12 protein-coding genes are annotated in these 16,673 nt (G+C 30.1%); 2 read left to right on the top strand and 10 right to left on the bottom strand.

The genetic code is table 11. From position 1 onward, the window contains the following. Window positions 1-31: 31 nt before the first annotated feature. The 3 genes from fusA to rpsL all read right to left on the bottom strand — a co-directional run bounded on the left by fusA (window position 32) and on the right by rpsL (window position 3,147). A complete protein-coding gene (gene fusA, locus RWQ74_RS03570) occupies window positions 32-2,107 on the bottom strand; it encodes an elongation factor G (protein WP_314396851.1) in 2,076 nt (691 codons plus the stop codon). 101 nt (window positions 2,108-2,208) lie between these two features. Continuing rightward, a complete protein-coding gene (gene rpsG / locus RWQ74_RS03565; protein ID WP_003144697.1) occupies window positions 2,209-2,679 on the bottom strand; it encodes a 30S ribosomal protein S7 in 471 nt (156 codons plus the stop codon). Between the two features lie 48 nt (window positions 2,680-2,727). Continuing rightward, complete coding sequence (rpsL, locus tag RWQ74_RS03560) at window positions 2,728-3,147, bottom strand: 30S ribosomal protein S12 (protein ID WP_060914140.1); 420 nt, start codon at window positions 3,145-3,147, stop codon at window positions 2,728-2,730. 430 nt (window positions 3,148-3,577) lie between these two features. Between rpsL and RWQ74_RS03555 the strand changes: the two genes are divergently transcribed. Together RWQ74_RS03555 and RWQ74_RS03550 are read left to right on the top strand one after the other, a co-directional pair. Next, window positions 3,578-4,321 (top strand): ABC transporter ATP-binding protein, encoded by a 744-nt coding sequence (locus RWQ74_RS03555; protein WP_204641495.1) that lies wholly within the window; start codon window positions 3,578-3,580, stop codon window positions 4,319-4,321. A 281-nt stretch (window positions 4,322-4,602) separates the two neighbouring features. Next, the gene (locus tag RWQ74_RS03550) at window positions 4,603-5,925 is read left to right on the top strand and encodes a hypothetical protein (protein ID WP_314396847.1); all 1,323 of its coding nucleotides are present in this window, start codon (window positions 4,603-4,605) and stop codon (window positions 5,923-5,925) included. Between the two features lie 65 nt (window positions 5,926-5,990). On the opposite strand, the gene RWQ74_RS03545 is transcribed toward RWQ74_RS03550, so the two are convergent. The 7 genes from RWQ74_RS03545 to RWQ74_RS03515 all read right to left on the bottom strand — a co-directional run bounded on the left by RWQ74_RS03545 (window position 5,991) and on the right by RWQ74_RS03515 (window position 16,608). Continuing rightward, on the bottom strand, window positions 5,991-6,398 hold the full coding sequence (locus RWQ74_RS03545; RefSeq protein ID WP_314396883.1) for a restriction endonuclease subunit S: 408 nt from the start codon (window positions 6,396-6,398) through the stop codon (window positions 5,991-5,993). A 397-nt stretch (window positions 6,399-6,795) separates the two neighbouring features. After that, the gene (locus RWQ74_RS03540) at window positions 6,796-10,758 is read right to left on the bottom strand and encodes an ATP-dependent DNA helicase (protein WP_314396845.1); all 3,963 of its coding nucleotides are present in this window, start codon (window positions 10,756-10,758) and stop codon (window positions 6,796-6,798) included. A gap of 129 nt (window positions 10,759-10,887) precedes the next feature. After that, the gene (locus RWQ74_RS03535) at window positions 10,888-11,418 is read right to left on the bottom strand and encodes a hypothetical protein (RefSeq protein ID WP_314396843.1); all 531 of its coding nucleotides are present in this window, start codon (window positions 11,416-11,418) and stop codon (window positions 10,888-10,890) included. A gap of 12 nt (window positions 11,419-11,430) precedes the next feature. Further along, window positions 11,431-14,046 carry an ATP-dependent Clp protease ATP-binding subunit gene (locus RWQ74_RS03530; RefSeq protein ID WP_314396841.1) on the bottom strand — a complete coding sequence of 872 codons (2,616 nt, stop codon included), beginning with the start codon at window positions 14,044-14,046 and terminating at the stop codon, window positions 11,431-11,433. A gap of 11 nt (window positions 14,047-14,057) precedes the next feature. After that, window positions 14,058-14,291, bottom strand: a complete 234-nt coding sequence (locus tag RWQ74_RS03525; RefSeq protein ID WP_299324995.1) for a hypothetical protein — start codon at window positions 14,289-14,291, stop codon at window positions 14,058-14,060. A 71-nt stretch (window positions 14,292-14,362) separates the two neighbouring features. Then, window positions 14,363-15,313 (bottom strand): WYL domain-containing protein, encoded by a 951-nt coding sequence (locus tag RWQ74_RS03520; protein WP_314160586.1) that lies wholly within the window; start codon window positions 15,311-15,313, stop codon window positions 14,363-14,365. Next, window positions 15,313-16,608: a hypothetical protein gene (locus tag RWQ74_RS03515; protein ID WP_314396838.1), complete on the bottom strand. Its 1,296-nt coding sequence runs from the start codon at window positions 16,606-16,608 to the stop codon at window positions 15,313-15,315. Before RWQ74_RS03515 ends, RWQ74_RS03520 begins: the two co-directional genes overlap by 1 nt. Between the last annotated feature and the right edge of the window lie 65 nt (window positions 16,609-16,673).

Raw genomic sequence — 16,673 nt, 5'->3', positions numbered from 1 at the left:
CAAAAATTGCAACTATAAAGAATAATTTTTATTATCCTTTATTTTTTTTGATAATTTCTTCAGAAATTGATTTAGGTACTTCTTCGTAGTGATCAAATACCATTGAGTAAGTACCACGTCCTTGAGTTGCAGAACGTAGAGAAGTTGCATATCCGAACATTTCAGATAATGGTACTGAAGCACTTACTACTTGAGCGTTACCACGAGCTTCCATACCTTCAACACGTCCACGACGTGAAGTGATATCTCCCATGATGTCTCCTAAGTATTCTTCAGGCATAACAACTTCAACTTTCATGATTGGTTCTAAAATTACTGGGTTACATTTTTTAGCAGCTTCTTTAAGAGCTAATGATGCAGCAACTTTGAACGCCATTTCAGATGAGTCAACATCGTGGTATGATCCATCGAATAATTTAGCTTTAACGTCGATTAATTCGTATCCAGCTAATACCCCGTTTGCCATAGAGTCTTTTAATCCTGCTTCTACTGCTGGGATGTATTCACGAGGAACTACCCCACCAACGATAGCATTTTCGAATTCAAATCCTGCACCTGGCTCATTTGGAGTGAACTCAATCCATACGTCCCCGTATTGTCCACGTCCACCAGATTGACGAGTGAATTTACCTTGTACTTGTGCAGATTGTTTGAATGTTTCACGGTAAGATACCATTGGAGCACCTACTGTACATTCAACTTTAAATTCACGACGCATACGGTCAACGATGATGTCTAAGTGAAGCTCACCCATACCTGCGATGATAACTTGTCCAGTTTCTTCGTCAGTTCCAGCACGGAATGTTGGGTCTTCTTCTTGTAATTTTTGTAAAGCTGTAGACATTTTATCTTGGTCAGCTTTTGATTTTGGTTCAACTGAAAGTTGGATAACTGGTTCTGGGAATTCCATTGATTCAAGAATAACTTCGTTTTTCTCGTCACAAAGTGTGTCCCCAGTAGTAGTATCTTTAAGACCAACAGCTGCAGCGATATCACCAGCATAAACTTCAGCGATTTCGTTACGAGTGTTAGCGTGCATTTGTAGGATACGTCCTACACGTTCACGTTTACCTTTAGTTGAGTTTTTAACGTATGAACCAGATGATAAAATACCTGAGTACACACGGAAGAAAGTAAGTTTCCCTACGAATGGGTCAGTCATAACTTTGAAAGCTAGGGCTGAGAATGGCTCTTCATCTGAAGAGTGTCTTTCTGTTTCTTCATCAGTGTTTGGATCAATACCTTTAATTGCTGGTACATCTAATGGAGATGGTAAGTAGTCAACTACTGCATCTAGCATTGGTTGTACACCTTTATATTTGAATGCAGATCCACATACTACAGGGAAGAATTCTACTGATAAAGTAGCTTTACGGATTACAGCTTTAAGCTCGTCAATTGTAATTTCTTCTCCACCTAAGTATTTTTCCATGAAGTTTTCATCAAATTCTGCAACAGCTTCGATAAGTTTTTCACGGTATTCTTCAGCTTGATCTTGATAGTCAGCTGGGATTTCTTTTACAACAAGATTTTCCCCAACGCTTCCTTCGTTGTAGATAGCTTTCATTTCAACTAGGTCAATTACACCTTCGAATAAATCTTCAGCTCCGATTGGAAGTTGGATTGGGTGCGCGTTAGCTTGTAATCTGTCGTGGATTGTTCCTACAGAGTATAAGAAGTCTGCTCCTGTTTTATCCATTTTGTTAACAAATACAATACGAGGAACTCCATAAGTTGTAGCTTGACGCCAAACTGTTTCTGTTTGTGGTTCAACACCTGATTGTGCATCTAATACTGCTACTGATCCATCAAGTACACGAAGTGAACGTTCAACTTCAACTGTGAAGTCTACGTGTCCCGGTGTATCAATGATGTTGATACGGTGTTTTTTCCACTCAGCAGTTGTTGCAGCAGATGTGATTGTAATACCACGTTCTTGTTCTTGTTCCATCCAGTCCATTTGTGAGTTACCATCGTGAGTATCTCCAATTTTGTGGATTTTCCCAGTGTAGAACAAAATACGCTCTGTTGCAGTAGTTTTACCTGCGTCGATATGAGCCATGATACCGATGTTACGAGTATCTTTTAAAGAAAATGCTCTAGTCATGAGTCAATTTTCTCCTTTCATAATTTTTTAAATGATTTTAGTAATTTGTCTTTTATAGTGAAAAACTCAAGCTATGAAATAGCTTGATATTCACCCTATAATTACCAACGATAGTGAGCAAATGCTTTGTTAGCTTCAGCCATTTTGTGAGTATCTTCACGTTTCTTAACAGCTGAACCAGTGTTATTTGCTGCGTCTAAAATTTCATTAGCTAAACGTTGTTCCATAGTTTTTTCTCCTCTTAAACGAGAATAGTTAACTAACCAACGTAGACCTAATGTAGTTCTTCTTTCAGCACGTACTTCTACTGGTACTTGGTAGTTAGAACCACCAACACGACGAGCACGAACTTCAAGCACAGGCATAATGTTGTTTAATGCTTCTTCGAAAACTTCCATAGCATCACGTCCTGATTTTTCTTTAATTAAATCAAACGCAGAATATAAAATTCTTTGTGCTGTACCGCGTTTCCCATCTAGCATTAATTTGTTAATCAATTTTGTAACTAATTTTGAGTTATAAATTGGATCTGGCAAAACGTCACGTTTTGCAACTGGACCTTTACGTGGCATAGTGTCTGCCTCCTTTCACGAATTCTTTTTATCAAATTTTATCTTTTATTATTTTTTCTCTTTTGGTCTTTTAGCACCGTATAGTGAACGTCCTTGTTTACGGTCGTTAACTCCTGCAGTATCTAAAGCTCCACGGATGATGTGGTAACGTACCCCTGGTAAGTCTTTTACACGTCCTCCACGAATAAGTACAACACTGTGTTCTTGTAGGTTGTGTCCGATACCTGGGATATATGCTGTTACTTCGATTTGGTTTGATAAACGAACACGTGCATATTTACGTAAAGCTGAGTTAGGTTTTTTAGGTGTCATAGTCCCAACACGAGTACAAACTCCACGTTTTTGTGGTGAAGAAATGTTAGTTTCTTTCTTTCTTTGAGAGTTGTAACCTTTGTTAAGTGCTGGTGAATCTGATTTCGATACTTTTGATTTACGAGGTTTACGAACTAATTGGTTAATAGTTGGCATTTTCCTGATTTCCTCCTTCCCTGTTTATTTGTGAATCACCTATCCAGGTGTATCACATTTTTAAATTTTTTATAAGCCTTAGTGGCTTTACACAGAGTGCCGTAACACTCACGTACTAAATAATACCACTTTTATTTTTTCTTGTCAACACTTTTTTAAAATTTTTTTATATCTTTTTTACTTGTCATTATCACATTCTATTTTCACACTTATCCAGGTGTATCATTTTTAACTTATAAATAAACACTTCCAGGTGTATCATATATAGAGTTTTAGCTCACTTTTCCAGGTGTTCCACATACGAACTACAAAATTATATTTTATATATATTTCTATTATCATAATTTATAGAAATAATTTATCCATCCCTCTTGTTGAATAAATCGATTTCAAGTATAATATAGCTATAGATAACATTGGAGGGATACTTATGATAAACATTAAAAATCTTACCGTAAAATTTGATACAAAGTGTGCTGTTGATGATTTAAGTTTTACAATCAATGATGGAGAAATATTCGGACTTATCGGGCATAATGGAGCTGGTAAGTCTACTACAATCAAATCTCTAGTTAGTATATTAGAACCTACTTCAGGAGAGATTTACTTCAATGACCTACTTTTAAAAAATAATAGATTAGAATGTAAAAAACAAATTGGCTATGTTCCCGATACTCCTGATATGTTTCTTACATTATCAGCCTTTGAATATTGGTCTTTAGTCGCTAGCATATATGAAATTGATAATAAAACAAGAGATGATATTCTTAATAGGTACTGCAAATTATTTAATATGGCAGGAGTTGAACATCAAGAAATTAGTTCTTTTTCTCACGGTATGCGACAAAAAGTATTCGTAATTGGTGCCCTATTATCAGAACCTAAATTCTGGATTATGGATGAACCGATGACTGGATTAGATCCACAAGCTGCATTTGACTTGAAAAACTTAATGAAAGAGCACGCTTCAAAAGGAAATAGTGTCTTATTCTCTACTCATGTCTTGGAGGTCGCTGAACATCTGTGCGATAGAATAGGTATCCTCAGCAAAGGAAAACTAGTTTTTATCGGTACACTTAACGAGCTTAAAGAACAATTTGAGGGAGATAATTTAGAAGAAATTTATCTTAATATAGTAAAAAATTCAAATTCAAATATTTTAGGTGGTGATTAAATATGAGATTTAGTGTAATAAAAGAGTTATTCTTAACGAATCTTCTTTATAGTTTTTCACCTCAAAGAATAAAATACAGAAAAAAATTCAGTGGAAAGAGCGATATAAGACATAATCTTTTTAGAAATGTTTTAATGCTTAATTTTTTCAATTTCTTACATATTTTATTTTTATTTTCAATATTTTCTCGTGGTTTTAACTTTTCTGGATCGGGATATCGAAATATACTTTTCTTTATTTTATTATTAGTGTTTATTCAGATTTTAAATAATTTTATCAATATGTTTTACGAAAGTGATGATACATTAGCAATTATTCACTTACCTGTTACAGGATCTGAAATATTTTTTAGTAAATTGTTTACTCTACTTTCACAAGTTATTAGTAATTTTACTCCTTTAATAGTTATAAACTTAATTATTGGATTAAATGCAGAGTTTTCAATTCAAAAACTTTTCTTCGTATTAGTATATAGTTTTGCATTTATCATTACTTTAATATGTTCTATTATGACACTACTTTCATTTATTACTTATATCCCAAATTTTAAGAAGAATAAAGGGAAAGTTAATGCAGCTACAATATTAATTGCGTTGATATTCTTCACAGGATACATATTTAATTTTGCTCATACTTTTAAAAGTTTTGATTCTGATTATTCAGGAGATTTATTTTTAAATATACTCGTATTAGATATTTCTAAGACTTATACTTACTTAATAGTAGTTATTATCTTAGCACTTATTTCTTTCTTTACTACATATATATTTGTAATAAGAAAATATATGAAAGACTTATATAGAATATCTGGTAATACATACACATCTAGTTCTAAAGCTGTAAAAATCAAAGAAAATACTAATAGTACATCAACTACACTATTTTCTAAATTAATTAAGAGAAATTTAAAATTATTGTTAAACAGTACAATTTCCACAACTGTATTTACTAATCTTATAATTACACTTGGTATATTTGTAATTCCGATTATAGAAATTAGAAAACACGGAGGTATTACACTACCACCTATATTCTACCCAGTGGCTATGACTATAGGATTTACATTAGCATTGTACATTAATTCTAATCCTATGAATTTTACAAGTATAGCAATATCACTAGAAAAACAAGATTACTATTTTTTAAAATCTCTTCCATTAGATTTTAAAAAATACCTAAAAATCAAATTAGCAATCGCCACTTGTTTACAACTTTGCTTTGGATTATTTGCTCTGATTATGATGTTATTTATAACTAAAACACCAATCTTATTAGCAATTGTAACAATAATATCTTATATTATTTCAAGTCTTGTCTTTTCATTCTATAGTTATACAAGCGACTATAAAAAATTATATCTAAATTGGAACACTATCACTGATCTAGCTAATCGCAGTTCAATAAATCAGGTACTATTAACTATTTTAGCTTTCGGAGCTATTTTCCTGTTGGTACTACTTAATGTCGTGACATTTTTCTTAATTGCTATGCTGCCATCATCAGCAAATATAGTAGGAATAATATATTCTCTAATATTAATTGTACTGTTGATCCTTGCAACAAGAAAATTAAGAAAAAATGTATTCGACAAAATATATTCATAAACTAAAGAGCACTACTCTATAATTAGAAAAGTGCTCTTTAGTTTAATTTAGTACATATACTAATTTTATCTATAACAATCTAAAATTGAATATATAGAAATTATCTCTTGAATTAATATATATTTCTTCATAAAATCATAATTTATAGATTCATCTTTATTTATAGGTAATAATATTTTCTGACGTTTCAAGCGTGCTGTTCCCACCTTATAACCATACCCATACTTTTCTTTTTGACTAGAAATCATAAATGAGATAAATTTCGCCACATAGTCATCACTGTATTTTGGAATTAGTTTTCTAGTATCATTTCCAAAAAGTGCAGAATATGAGTGATAAAACGAATATCCTACCGAACCATTACGGTTAACCGATATACATTTTTCTTGCAATGTTGTATTTTTATTAGAAATAAAATACCCTATTCCATTATTGTTCGCTGTTGCTGTAATGTAAGGAATCCTACCTTCAATTCTCTCTCGTTCATAAATATCTTTCCCTTATCATTATTTATTATATTTTTTAATTATACCATAGATAATTATACTAGACTATATTTTGTATAGAAAAACCTACAAGAAAGAAAATTTTATCCAGCCTGTAGGTTTAACTTCTAATTTATTTTAAAGAGTATCTAAAGTATTTTATATTATTTTAGGTCTGTATATAACATTATAGATACTTTAAAAATAAGGTTTCTCTGAAGATTGTGAATAAAACCCTGTAAATTTTATATGTTAATATTAATATATAAACTCAAGAAATATAAATTATACATTACTATTATAAGTATAGCTGCTATTACTCATTCTACTATTCAAATTGGTTTTAAAATTATTTTTATAAAAACAAGATAATTACCCTATTATTTTATTTCTGTTTTTTAGCTAAGTTTCCTTTCAGCAATTTAAAATCAACAAACTTAGCTAAACGACAATAGTCACAGCCATCTTTATTACAGCCGTCTTTAAAATCAGCTGCATTTAAAAGTTTCCAAAAGTTATGAATTTGTGAAAGAACTATATCCATATCTTTTTTTGTAACATTTACTGTATGGATTGAGTAACCTCTATCGTCAGTTGTATCATCAAGAAATATATATTGGATTTCAATTTTTTTATTCTTTGTATCTATTTCAGTCGAGTACTCTAATAAAATAGTATAAAATACGGCTTGACGCCAATAACTACGACCAAACACAAGTTCTTCTAATCCTCGTTCTGCTGAACCTGTCTTATAATCTACTACTCTGATTATATCATTATCATATTCTAATTTATCTATAATACCATTAATTAAGTAATTTCCTTCTAACCTAACATTAATCTCTTTCTCTAAACTAACATTTTCACCTTTTAAACTATTAGGGATATAGTTCTCGTAAAGATTCTTAAGTAGTTGTTGACCATATTCTCTTAATTCGTTTACAGACACTACACCACTAATTTCTTCTTGGTGGTGTTGTAGAGAATTATTGTAGTAATTAAGTGCTTCTTCTAGTTGTAGGTCATCTTTATAAATTTTTTCAAGTGTTTTATGAATAACTATACCAAAAACAGGACCAGTCGAAACGTTTCTTGAAGTGCTTTTCGATTTTTTTTCATTAGAGTTAGTAGCTAAACCTGCTGGAATCGTCAATTGGAGAACATTATCAAAGTAAAAACTTTTCTGACAATTTAAAAACTTATTCAATTTACTTACACTTAAACTTTTGTATTTATTTAGCGATTTTATATATGTGGCAACCTCAAATTCTTTGATATTATCAAATTTAGGAAATGTATTATCTAATACTCGAATACAGTGCTCACAAGGATAAACTTGACTCTGTTTTTTTACAATTCCACATCCCTTATTAAAATCACCATTCTTTAATTTTATAAAAGCATCTTTTACTAGTTTCAAGACTAAATCTATATCTCTTTTAGAAATTAAAATATCTGGTGTCTCAGTAAATCCCTCTTCTGTATCTGAATCCTCAATAAATACATACTTAACTACCACTTTTTTATCTGATATATCAAAACCAGAATTTGTAAAAAGTATATAATAAAAAACTGCTTGACGCCAATAATCTCCACCAATCGGTTCTTTTTCGTTTGGTTCTGCTAATTTTTCTTTAGCATTTTTTGCGTTTCCTGTCTTATAGTCAATTAATCGGATTATATCATCCTCACACTCAATTTTATCAATTTTTCCATTTAACTCCATATTAGATAAATCTTCTAAATTATCTAATATATCCCCTAACTTAACACCCTTAATATCGTGTTCAACTGCAATTACACTTTCTTTGAAATACCCAGGTTTATTATAAAGGTTTTCAATTATCTTTCTACCTCTACCGTAATTATCTCTCTTTATTCTATTTGAAGTGAATTGCCATGATTTTTCTTCAAATATTGTTTCAAATAATTTTAAAGCTTCCTTTAAAGATAGAACCGTTTTTTCTGTTAATTCTGAACTATGAGAAGCATCCTTAGATATAAATATTTTTTCCAAGACTTCATGAATTATACTGCCAAAGATCATAGCCTCGTTCGTTTCAGATTGCATTTTTAATCCCTTGTTGAAATAAAAGCTCAAAGGGCATTTAAGAAAAGCATTTAACGTACTAACACTTAGACTAAAACCGCCCATTATCTCGTCAATAATATACTTAGGCAATTTTGATATAACTACTTCTTCCTTAAATTGGGTTTTTTTGGGTAACTCAGCTACTTCAACTTCATCAATAATACCCGATAAATCATTAATAAAGTGAGTTTTAGGGAAATCCTTGGAGTATGAGAGATGAAGAGCCTTCTTTGCCCGAGTCATAGCAACATAAAATAAGCGACGATTTTCTTCTATTTTTAGAATTTTTTCATTCTCATCCTCCAAAACTAAACCTGGTGGATAAGTAAGCTTATCAGATTTATTTTCACCTCCTGGCCATTTTTCAGTTGTCTTTCCATCATTACACTTCATCATAAATACATGATCAAACTCTAATCCTTTGGAAGCATGAGCAGTCATTAATTGAACACAGTTACTTGGAGAGGCTGAAATAGTTTCAATTGGAAGATTAATTTTCATTTCTTGCAGAGCTGATATTTTATTTAAAAATTCCTTTATAGTCAATTTGGGATAGATTTGACATTCAGTTAACATCAATTTATTAAGTTCATTTAAAACAGAAACTAAGTGATATTTTTCTTTAGATTTCATGATATATTCATCAATCTTTAAAGATTTCAATAAATAGCTTAGAACATCCATGGGCGATAAATATATTTCTGAATTACTAACCTTGCTACGAATAGTTTCTAATTTTTTATCAATTTCTGCAATAACAGGAATTGAAATTTTTTCATCCTTCTTAAGATTCCGTATTGTTGCAATTTCAGATAATTCTACTTCAAAGAAATCAAAATATATAATTTTGCGTAACTGCCTAACATCACTCGAATTTTGGCAAATATATTTTAAAATAGATAATACTTTTTTAAAGAAGGGATCCGCAAATAAATTCTGTTTTTCTTTTATTTGAACGAAAATACCATTATCACGAAGAATTTTTGCAAACTCCTCTCCATAGGAATTTCTTCCGTATATAACTCCAATTTCATGAGGAGATACACCCGAATAAATGAGATCTTTAATCTCACTCAGTACACCAAACATTTCAGCTTCTGAATCTGGATAACATTTCAAGATAGGTAATTGATAGTTATAATACTTGTTATCACCAGCCGCAACAAGAACTTTCTCTTCTCTTGAATTATAACTGATTAGTTGCCTTGAAGCAGCAATGATAGCCTGGGAAGATCTATAATTTTCTTCAAGAACTATTTTTCTAGGATGATACTTCTTATCAAAATCTCGAATATTATTTGCACTAACATCTTGAAAACTATAAATACTTTGATCATCATCTCCGACAACAAAAATATTTGGACTAGATTTCCCTTTTACTAATAAATCTACAAGTTTATTCTGAACAATCGAAGTATCCTGAAATTCATCAACGAATAAATATTTTATAGAATTAGATACACTACTTTGAAAATCATTATCTTCTTCTAATTTTTTAATGACCCATAGAATCATATCATCAAAGTCAAAATAATTATGCTTATCAATTTCTTTTTTATATTTATCAACTATTTCAACCCCAGCAAGTAATTTTTTCATTCTTTGTTGTTCTTTATCATACTCAGCTTTAAAATCACCTGGTTTTTTTTCTTTAAACTTTTTAGCATACTTGAATTTTTTATACAATTCTTCTCCAGGTACAGATAAATCAATCATTTTAAAGTATTCATCTACCTTTATTTTAAAGTCATCTTTATCTATATTCTCACGTTTTATTTTTGTAAAAAGTTCTAATAACTGGTCTTTAGAAGAATAACGATTGCCAGAATTCTTATAAAACGGACTATCTTCTGTAATATACTCATCCATAATCTCTTTAAGTATCTCATACTTAGCTGCAGTCGTGATAATTTTAGACTCTTCACCAAATAACTTAGAGTTCGCTAAAATCAACTCACTACAAAAAGCGTGGATAGTCGATACTCTTACTTTGCGTCCATCTTCTCCAATCAATCCTTCTAGTCGATCTAACATTTCAGATGCACCTGCTTCTGTATATGTTAAACAAACAATTTCTTCTGGATTTGTGTGGTAATTAGTTAAGATATTCGCAACACGACGAGAAAGAATTTGGGTTTTCCCTGTACCAGGACCAGCAATAACCATCACTGGACCTTCTACTGAATCGACTGCTTGTTTCTGTTGTTTATTAAGTTTTTCATATTCTTCTTGATAAATACTTTTAAAATCCTTCATTAATTTTTTCTCCTTAAAAAGATTACATCCATTTTATTTTTTTATAATTATAACATATTAGCAAACTAATGTATATTTCTTTTCAAATACCAGATTTAAAATAGCCATTAGAAAACTCAAATGTATAAATTAAATTTTAAAATCACCACGTTTTGTTTCTATAACTCTCATTGCAGACTTAATTACATGAAACTCATCAATTAAGTTAGTAATAAGATTATAGTTATAATTTGTCAATCTTCCTGAGATTAATTTTTGAGAAATTTCCTGAAACTTATGTAGATGATCCTCTACACTACATAACATTTCCTTAGCATCTTTTAAGCAATATTTTCTTGCTAGATTTTCTACTTCATCCCTAAATAAATCTACATTATAATCATGAATTGTTACCTTCTTCCCTTCTAAAATTATATCTTTCGCTTCATAACAAGTGATAAATTTTTGTTCAACTGTATTACATACAAAAATAACTCCATAGTCAGAAATATATTTTCTTTCTTCAGGTCGTTGCTCTACATTAGAATCATAAACTGTTAGACTCCCGATTTGTCTACCAATCCACTTTGATAGTCGTTCCTCATTTACTCCAAAACGTTCTTGAGCTCTTTTTTCAAAGTGATTTGTCCACGTATACTTTGGTCCATAAGAAAGTCCCATAATTATCCTCCTTTACTTAACAACTTCAAATAACAATTCAAATCCGTCGGAATCTATAACTACCTTATCTCCTTTATTAATACAATTATTGATAATCAACTCTGATAAAGGTGTCTCTATTAGCTTAGTAATTCCTCGCCGAATTGCTCGGGCTCCTTTTTCTGAATCATAAGTTGTTTTAACAAGAAATCTAACTGCCTCCTTCGTAAACTTCAATTCATAGCCACTTTCCTTAATGATTTCTACTTCTTTTTCAAGTAATAAGCTAGTAATTTTAAATATTGACTCTTCTGTGAAGGATTTAAAGGTTACGATTTCATCTATACGATTTAATAATTCTGGACGGAAAAAATTTTTAATTGCTCTCATGGTTTTTTCTTGAATTATCTGTTCCATTCCATATTTTGTAAAGCCAACTTTCTTCTCCTCTCTAATTAAATTTGAACCTAAATTTGAAGTTAATATAATAATTGTATTTGTAAAATCTACTCTTTCACCCATACCATCTGTTAAAATTCCATCATCAAAAACTTGTAACATTAAATCATATATTCTAGGATGTGCTTTTTCAATCTCATCTAACAATACAACAGATTTTGGATTATTTTTTACAGCCCTTGTCAAAATACCTCCATTTCTATAACCTACATAACCAGGAGGAGCACCTATTAATTTTGCTACTTCATGTTCTTGTTGATACTCCGACATATCTAAACGAATAAGATCATCAACTGAACCTGTTAATTCTTCCGATAATACTTTCGCTGTTTCTGTTTTTCCGACTCCACTAGTACCTAAAAATAAGAAAACTCCAATAGGACGTTTAGGATTTCTAAATCCTGTTTTTGAACGAATAACAGCCTCTGCTATGGTATTTGTAGCCTCCATTTGTCCAATAACTTTTGTTGCTAAGATACTCTTCAAATTAGAAATTCTACTTAATTCTTCCTCATCTGCATCTTTACCAACTTTCAAATCTTGCTCTCTAATTTTAACACCGACTTTTTGCTCTACTGCTTTTTTTATATCTTCCTTTGTAATTTTAAATTCATAATTATTAAAAGTTAAATTATTGCGTTCTTTTTGAAAATCTCTAACTTTAAGTTCAAGTCTTTTTCTTATATCATCAACAGCAGCTTCATTATATTCTATAGATTCCGCTTCTTTTAGTTGTTTCTTTAATTTATTTACTTCATTTCTGTAATCTCTAATCATAACAATGTCTTGATTCGCTTCAATTCGAGCTAAAGCCGCTGCATTATCGATTACTGTAAAGGCAGAATCTGGCAGTTTCTCTCCCTTTAGATATTTCTTAGCTAATCTTACCGCTAACTCAATAGTATCCTCCTCAAAATTTACGCGATGAAAATTTTCATATACTGACGATACATTTTTAACAATATTGATAGTTTCTTCAATACTTGGTTCATCTACTATTACTTTTTCAAAACGTCTGACTAGTGCAGTATCACTTGAGATATATAATTTCCATTCCATTGGTGTTGTAGCACCAATAATTCGAAAATCTCCACGTGCCATTAAAGGTTTAAATGCATCCATTATATGTTTAACCCTTCCTAACATATGAATCTCATCAATAAATAAAATTACATCTTTTTCTCGTTTCATCTCTTCAATGAATTTAATAATTCCTTCACTACTAACTCCTCCAATTTTAGCTTTTAAATCGTTTAGACTAAATTGCAAAATTTTCTTCCCTTTAAGTGATACAATCTCATTTTTAGCAATACGCATTGCTATCCCATCAACTATTGCCGATTTACCTACACCGCCATCTCCTAATAAAACAACGTTGTTTTTATCTCTACGTGTGAGAACCATCTCTACTTTACGAATTTCTTCATCTCGTCCAATAACATCCATCAATTCACCGTTTTTAGCTTTTAAAGTTATATCGGTAGCAATATCATTTAATAATGAATAATCTGGGTTAGATAACTTAACAGAAATTTGAGACTCTTTTTTTATTTTTGAAGCTTTTTCCCTCTCAAGCTTGCCATCAGAAAAATCCTTATATAAAAACTTAGAATTTTTAAATACACCTAGTAAAAATTCTTCTGTGTGAATGTTTCCTGTTAATAGATATTGTTTATAAATAAGTTGATTTGCATTTGTTTCCCTTTCTTGAGAAATTCCATTTAGTATCCAATATGAATCAATAACACCATCAGGTGAATTTTGTAAACGCATCTCCTCTGCAAAGTCAAAAATAGATTTCAAGTGTTCAGATATTGGAAAAGCATTACATTCTGTAAGGTAATATGAAGAAGACGGTTCTTTAATGATTTCTACTGGTGAAGAAACAATAATATCGTTAATTGTCCTTCTTCTAGAAAGTATATTTAATTCATCAACTTCTATAGAAGATCGATTTCTTCCATCAATAACTTTCCCGTTAGAAAACTCCTTTAACAATTTACTTTTTGTTAAAGAATAATACCCTAAAGCATAACCCATACCTGTATCACAAACATCTAGTATGCTGAATAAAATATCTTGGCTTTCAATAACTTTATACTCTTTTTCAAGAATACGATTATTTAGTACTTCTAATGCAAGTTTTAGTTGACGGCTAACTTTGTAATCTATAATATTTTTTTTCGACATGAAAATTCTCCTTATACTATTTTCTTAATTACTTCCTTCACTTCTTCATCTAAATATAATACTTCCGAATATTCCCCTTGCCCAGTTGACCAAGCAAAAAATTTTCCTTCAACCAATTCTTTTATATCTGATAGAGATAATACAATCATCTGTCCTCCATAATGTCTATTATGAAATTCTATTACTTCATTCATATTAGTTAATAATTCAATTTCAAAAGTTTTTTCTATTTCTACTTTTCTCATTCTATCTTCCTTCTTTCACTTTTTATATCTCTATTATAAAAAACGAGGTAGACTTATTTTGTCTACCTCGTTTATTTTTTATAATTTTTTAATGTTTTTTCAAGTATTTCTTGCAACTCTTCAACTAACTTTTGAGGAGTTAATACAGTCACCTCTCCACCTTGCCCTAAAATCCATCTTTTGAGTCCTGGAGTATATTGTGTATCGATTTGAATCTTCATCTCATCTTTTTCTGCCGAAAGAATTGTATGATTTGGAAATTTGTCTAAAATAATTTCTGAATTCCCTTTATATATCAAAGTAATTCTAACCCTACTACCTTCAAAAGCATCAACTTTTTGATTACGAACATCTCCATCTTTATAAATTTTCCCATAGGATATATTTGGTTTTTTTTCATTAGATTTACTATAACTACTTATTCTATCAATTCGAAAGGTTGTATAGTTTTCATATTTTAGATGATAAGCAACTAAATAAAAATAATGAGCATCGTAGTATAAAGAAACCGGAAAAATAATATGAGTTTTCTTTTCTTTTAGAGGAGCATTATAGTCTATTTCTAACATTTGTTTACTCCGAATTGCCTCAGATATAAACCATACAGTTTCAATCCTATCTTTTTCATTTGTCAATGATTTATAATTAAAATGTTCATTTTCTATAATAGATTTAACCTCTTTCATTTCTTCACTCGAAAGTAATGCTAAAAGGCTTTCTAGCAACGAATTCATCTCTGATTTATTCAATGCTCTATTTTCTAAAAGTATCTTTGAAATAATCAAGATATATTTTTTATTAAAAGTAGTCTCCCCTAAAAAACGATAGGTATTATCAGAAGTATCAAATACTATTTCACAATTTGAAAGATGCTGTTCTTCTATTATTCTCCTTAGTGTACTTATATCACGTTGAATAGTTTTTGGATTCACAGAAAACTCACTAGTTAATTGTGCTTTAGATAATCGTTTCCCAGATTGTAGGCGAAGAAAAATTGTTATTAGTCTTTCTTGAGAATTCATCATTCATTACCTGATTCTTTTACACTAATTTTATCAATATCAATTCGTGGTAATAGGTCAGAAATTTCTTTAAAAGCATCTTTTTTCATAGATAAAAGTATTTTATAATTAGGAACTGAAATAACATTACCAGATGTAATACCCCCTCCCTGTTGGGCTAGTTGGCAATAAAAGAAACCTTTTTCTAACAATTCTAGAACTAACTTATTATCAAAATCTTTTACTTCATCAAATATTTTTTTAAACAGTTCTTTCCATGCACTGTCATATTTACGAAAAATAATAACTGGTTTTTGGGCATCTTTTTTACCTTTTTCTACCTCTTGTAAATACTTATAAATTCTTCTCAATACAATGTAAGCTCCCAAACGAGATAAATCTGAATTGCGAAGAATTTTTCCTCCAATACCATTTCCTCCTAAATTTGGTTGAGCACATGAGAAAGGATAAATTTCTACATTACAAATTTTATCAGCAATTTCTTTAACAGCTTCTTTCTCATTCTTTAATTTTTTGAAGTCTAAATTTTGATCTGTCTGAATTAGCTGAGAATAATATTCTTTAAAATAGTAATAATCTTTTAATAATTTAGTTTTGCTTTCCTTACTTTCAAAATCAAAATTATAATATTTGTTGTTTTTATCTTGTTTATAAATATGTTCAATTTCACGTCCTAAAGCACTTTCTTCATGGCTATAAATGATGTTAATAATTTCCTTCTCTAAATTTTTTTCTATTGAACTTTTCTCTAATTGATATCGTTCTCTAATTATTTCTTTTAATGTTTTACTTTTTTCATTACGTATACTAGCTGAATAAAGATAAAATTCATTTAGTGTTTCGCCTTGAAATTCTTTATCAATATAACTATCTTTATAATCACCTAAATACCCTCTAGGATTTTCCATACAGTAGAAGAGCACTGCATTATCAATATCACCATGGAAATGAGATGGAATTTGGTAACGCATATTCGTATATTTCTTTTTATTTTCTTTTATTTCTTTTTTTAACTTATCATCCGGAAATTCTTTCCATCTCTTATCATCATCTAAAATATCTAACCAAGAAAAATCATTAGTAGAATTATCACCTTTGACATTATTTACAAAACCTTGAATTAGCTCTTCACCTTTATCCTGGTGCCAAGGACTAAATATCCCTAAAAAAATATTTTTATCCTTTATTACTTCATCAAATCTATCTTTAGACCTTCCTTTTTCTAGTAACTCATGTTCAAATACTTCTTTTATAACATCTTTTAAAAGTTTTGATTCTTTATTATTTTCTGACATAACTTTAACCTCACTCTATTTTTATTTATTGATTTTTTCAACAATTATATTTTACCATATCTGGT

It is taken from the genome of uncultured Gemella sp., from assembly GCF_963525165.1.
In the GTDB taxonomy this organism is placed as follows: domain Bacteria; phylum Bacillota; class Bacilli; order Staphylococcales; family Gemellaceae; genus Gemella.
Note: the sequence above shows the minus strand (reverse complement) of the source record. Positions and strands in the feature narration are given on the sequence as shown.

Excerpts from the sequence above, each read along its gene's own strand:
- RWQ74_RS03550 (WP_314396847.1), top strand. The coding sequence starts at position 4,603 with ATGTTTTACGAAAGTGATGATACATTAGCAATTATTCACTTACCTGTT.
- RWQ74_RS03555 (WP_204641495.1), top strand. The coding sequence starts at position 3,578 with ATGATAAACATTAAAAATCTTACCGTAAAATTTGATACAAAGTGTGCT.
- RWQ74_RS03520 (WP_314160586.1), bottom strand. The coding sequence starts at position 15,313 with ATGAATTCTCAAGAAAGACTAATAACAATTTTTCTTCGCCTACAATCT.
- RWQ74_RS03515 (WP_314396838.1), bottom strand. The coding sequence starts at position 16,608 with ATGTCAGAAAATAATAAAGAATCAAAACTTTTAAAAGATGTTATAAAA.
- rpsL (WP_060914140.1), bottom strand. The coding sequence starts at position 3,147 with ATGCCAACTATTAACCAATTAGTTCGTAAACCTCGTAAATCAAAAGTA.
- RWQ74_RS03530 (WP_314396841.1), bottom strand. The coding sequence starts at position 14,046 with ATGTCGAAAAAAAATATTATAGATTACAAAGTTAGCCGTCAACTAAAA.
- RWQ74_RS03540 (WP_314396845.1), bottom strand. The coding sequence starts at position 10,758 with ATGAAGGATTTTAAAAGTATTTATCAAGAAGAATATGAAAAACTTAAT.
- rpsG (WP_003144697.1), bottom strand. The coding sequence starts at position 2,679 with ATGCCACGTAAAGGTCCAGTTGCAAAACGTGACGTTTTGCCAGATCCA.
- fusA (WP_314396851.1), bottom strand. The coding sequence starts at position 2,107 with ATGACTAGAGCATTTTCTTTAAAAGATACTCGTAACATCGGTATCATG.
- RWQ74_RS03525 (WP_299324995.1), bottom strand. The coding sequence starts at position 14,291 with ATGAGAAAAGTAGAAATAGAAAAAACTTTTGAAATTGAATTATTAACT.
- RWQ74_RS03535 (WP_314396843.1), bottom strand. The coding sequence starts at position 11,418 with ATGGGACTTTCTTATGGACCAAAGTATACGTGGACAAATCACTTTGAA.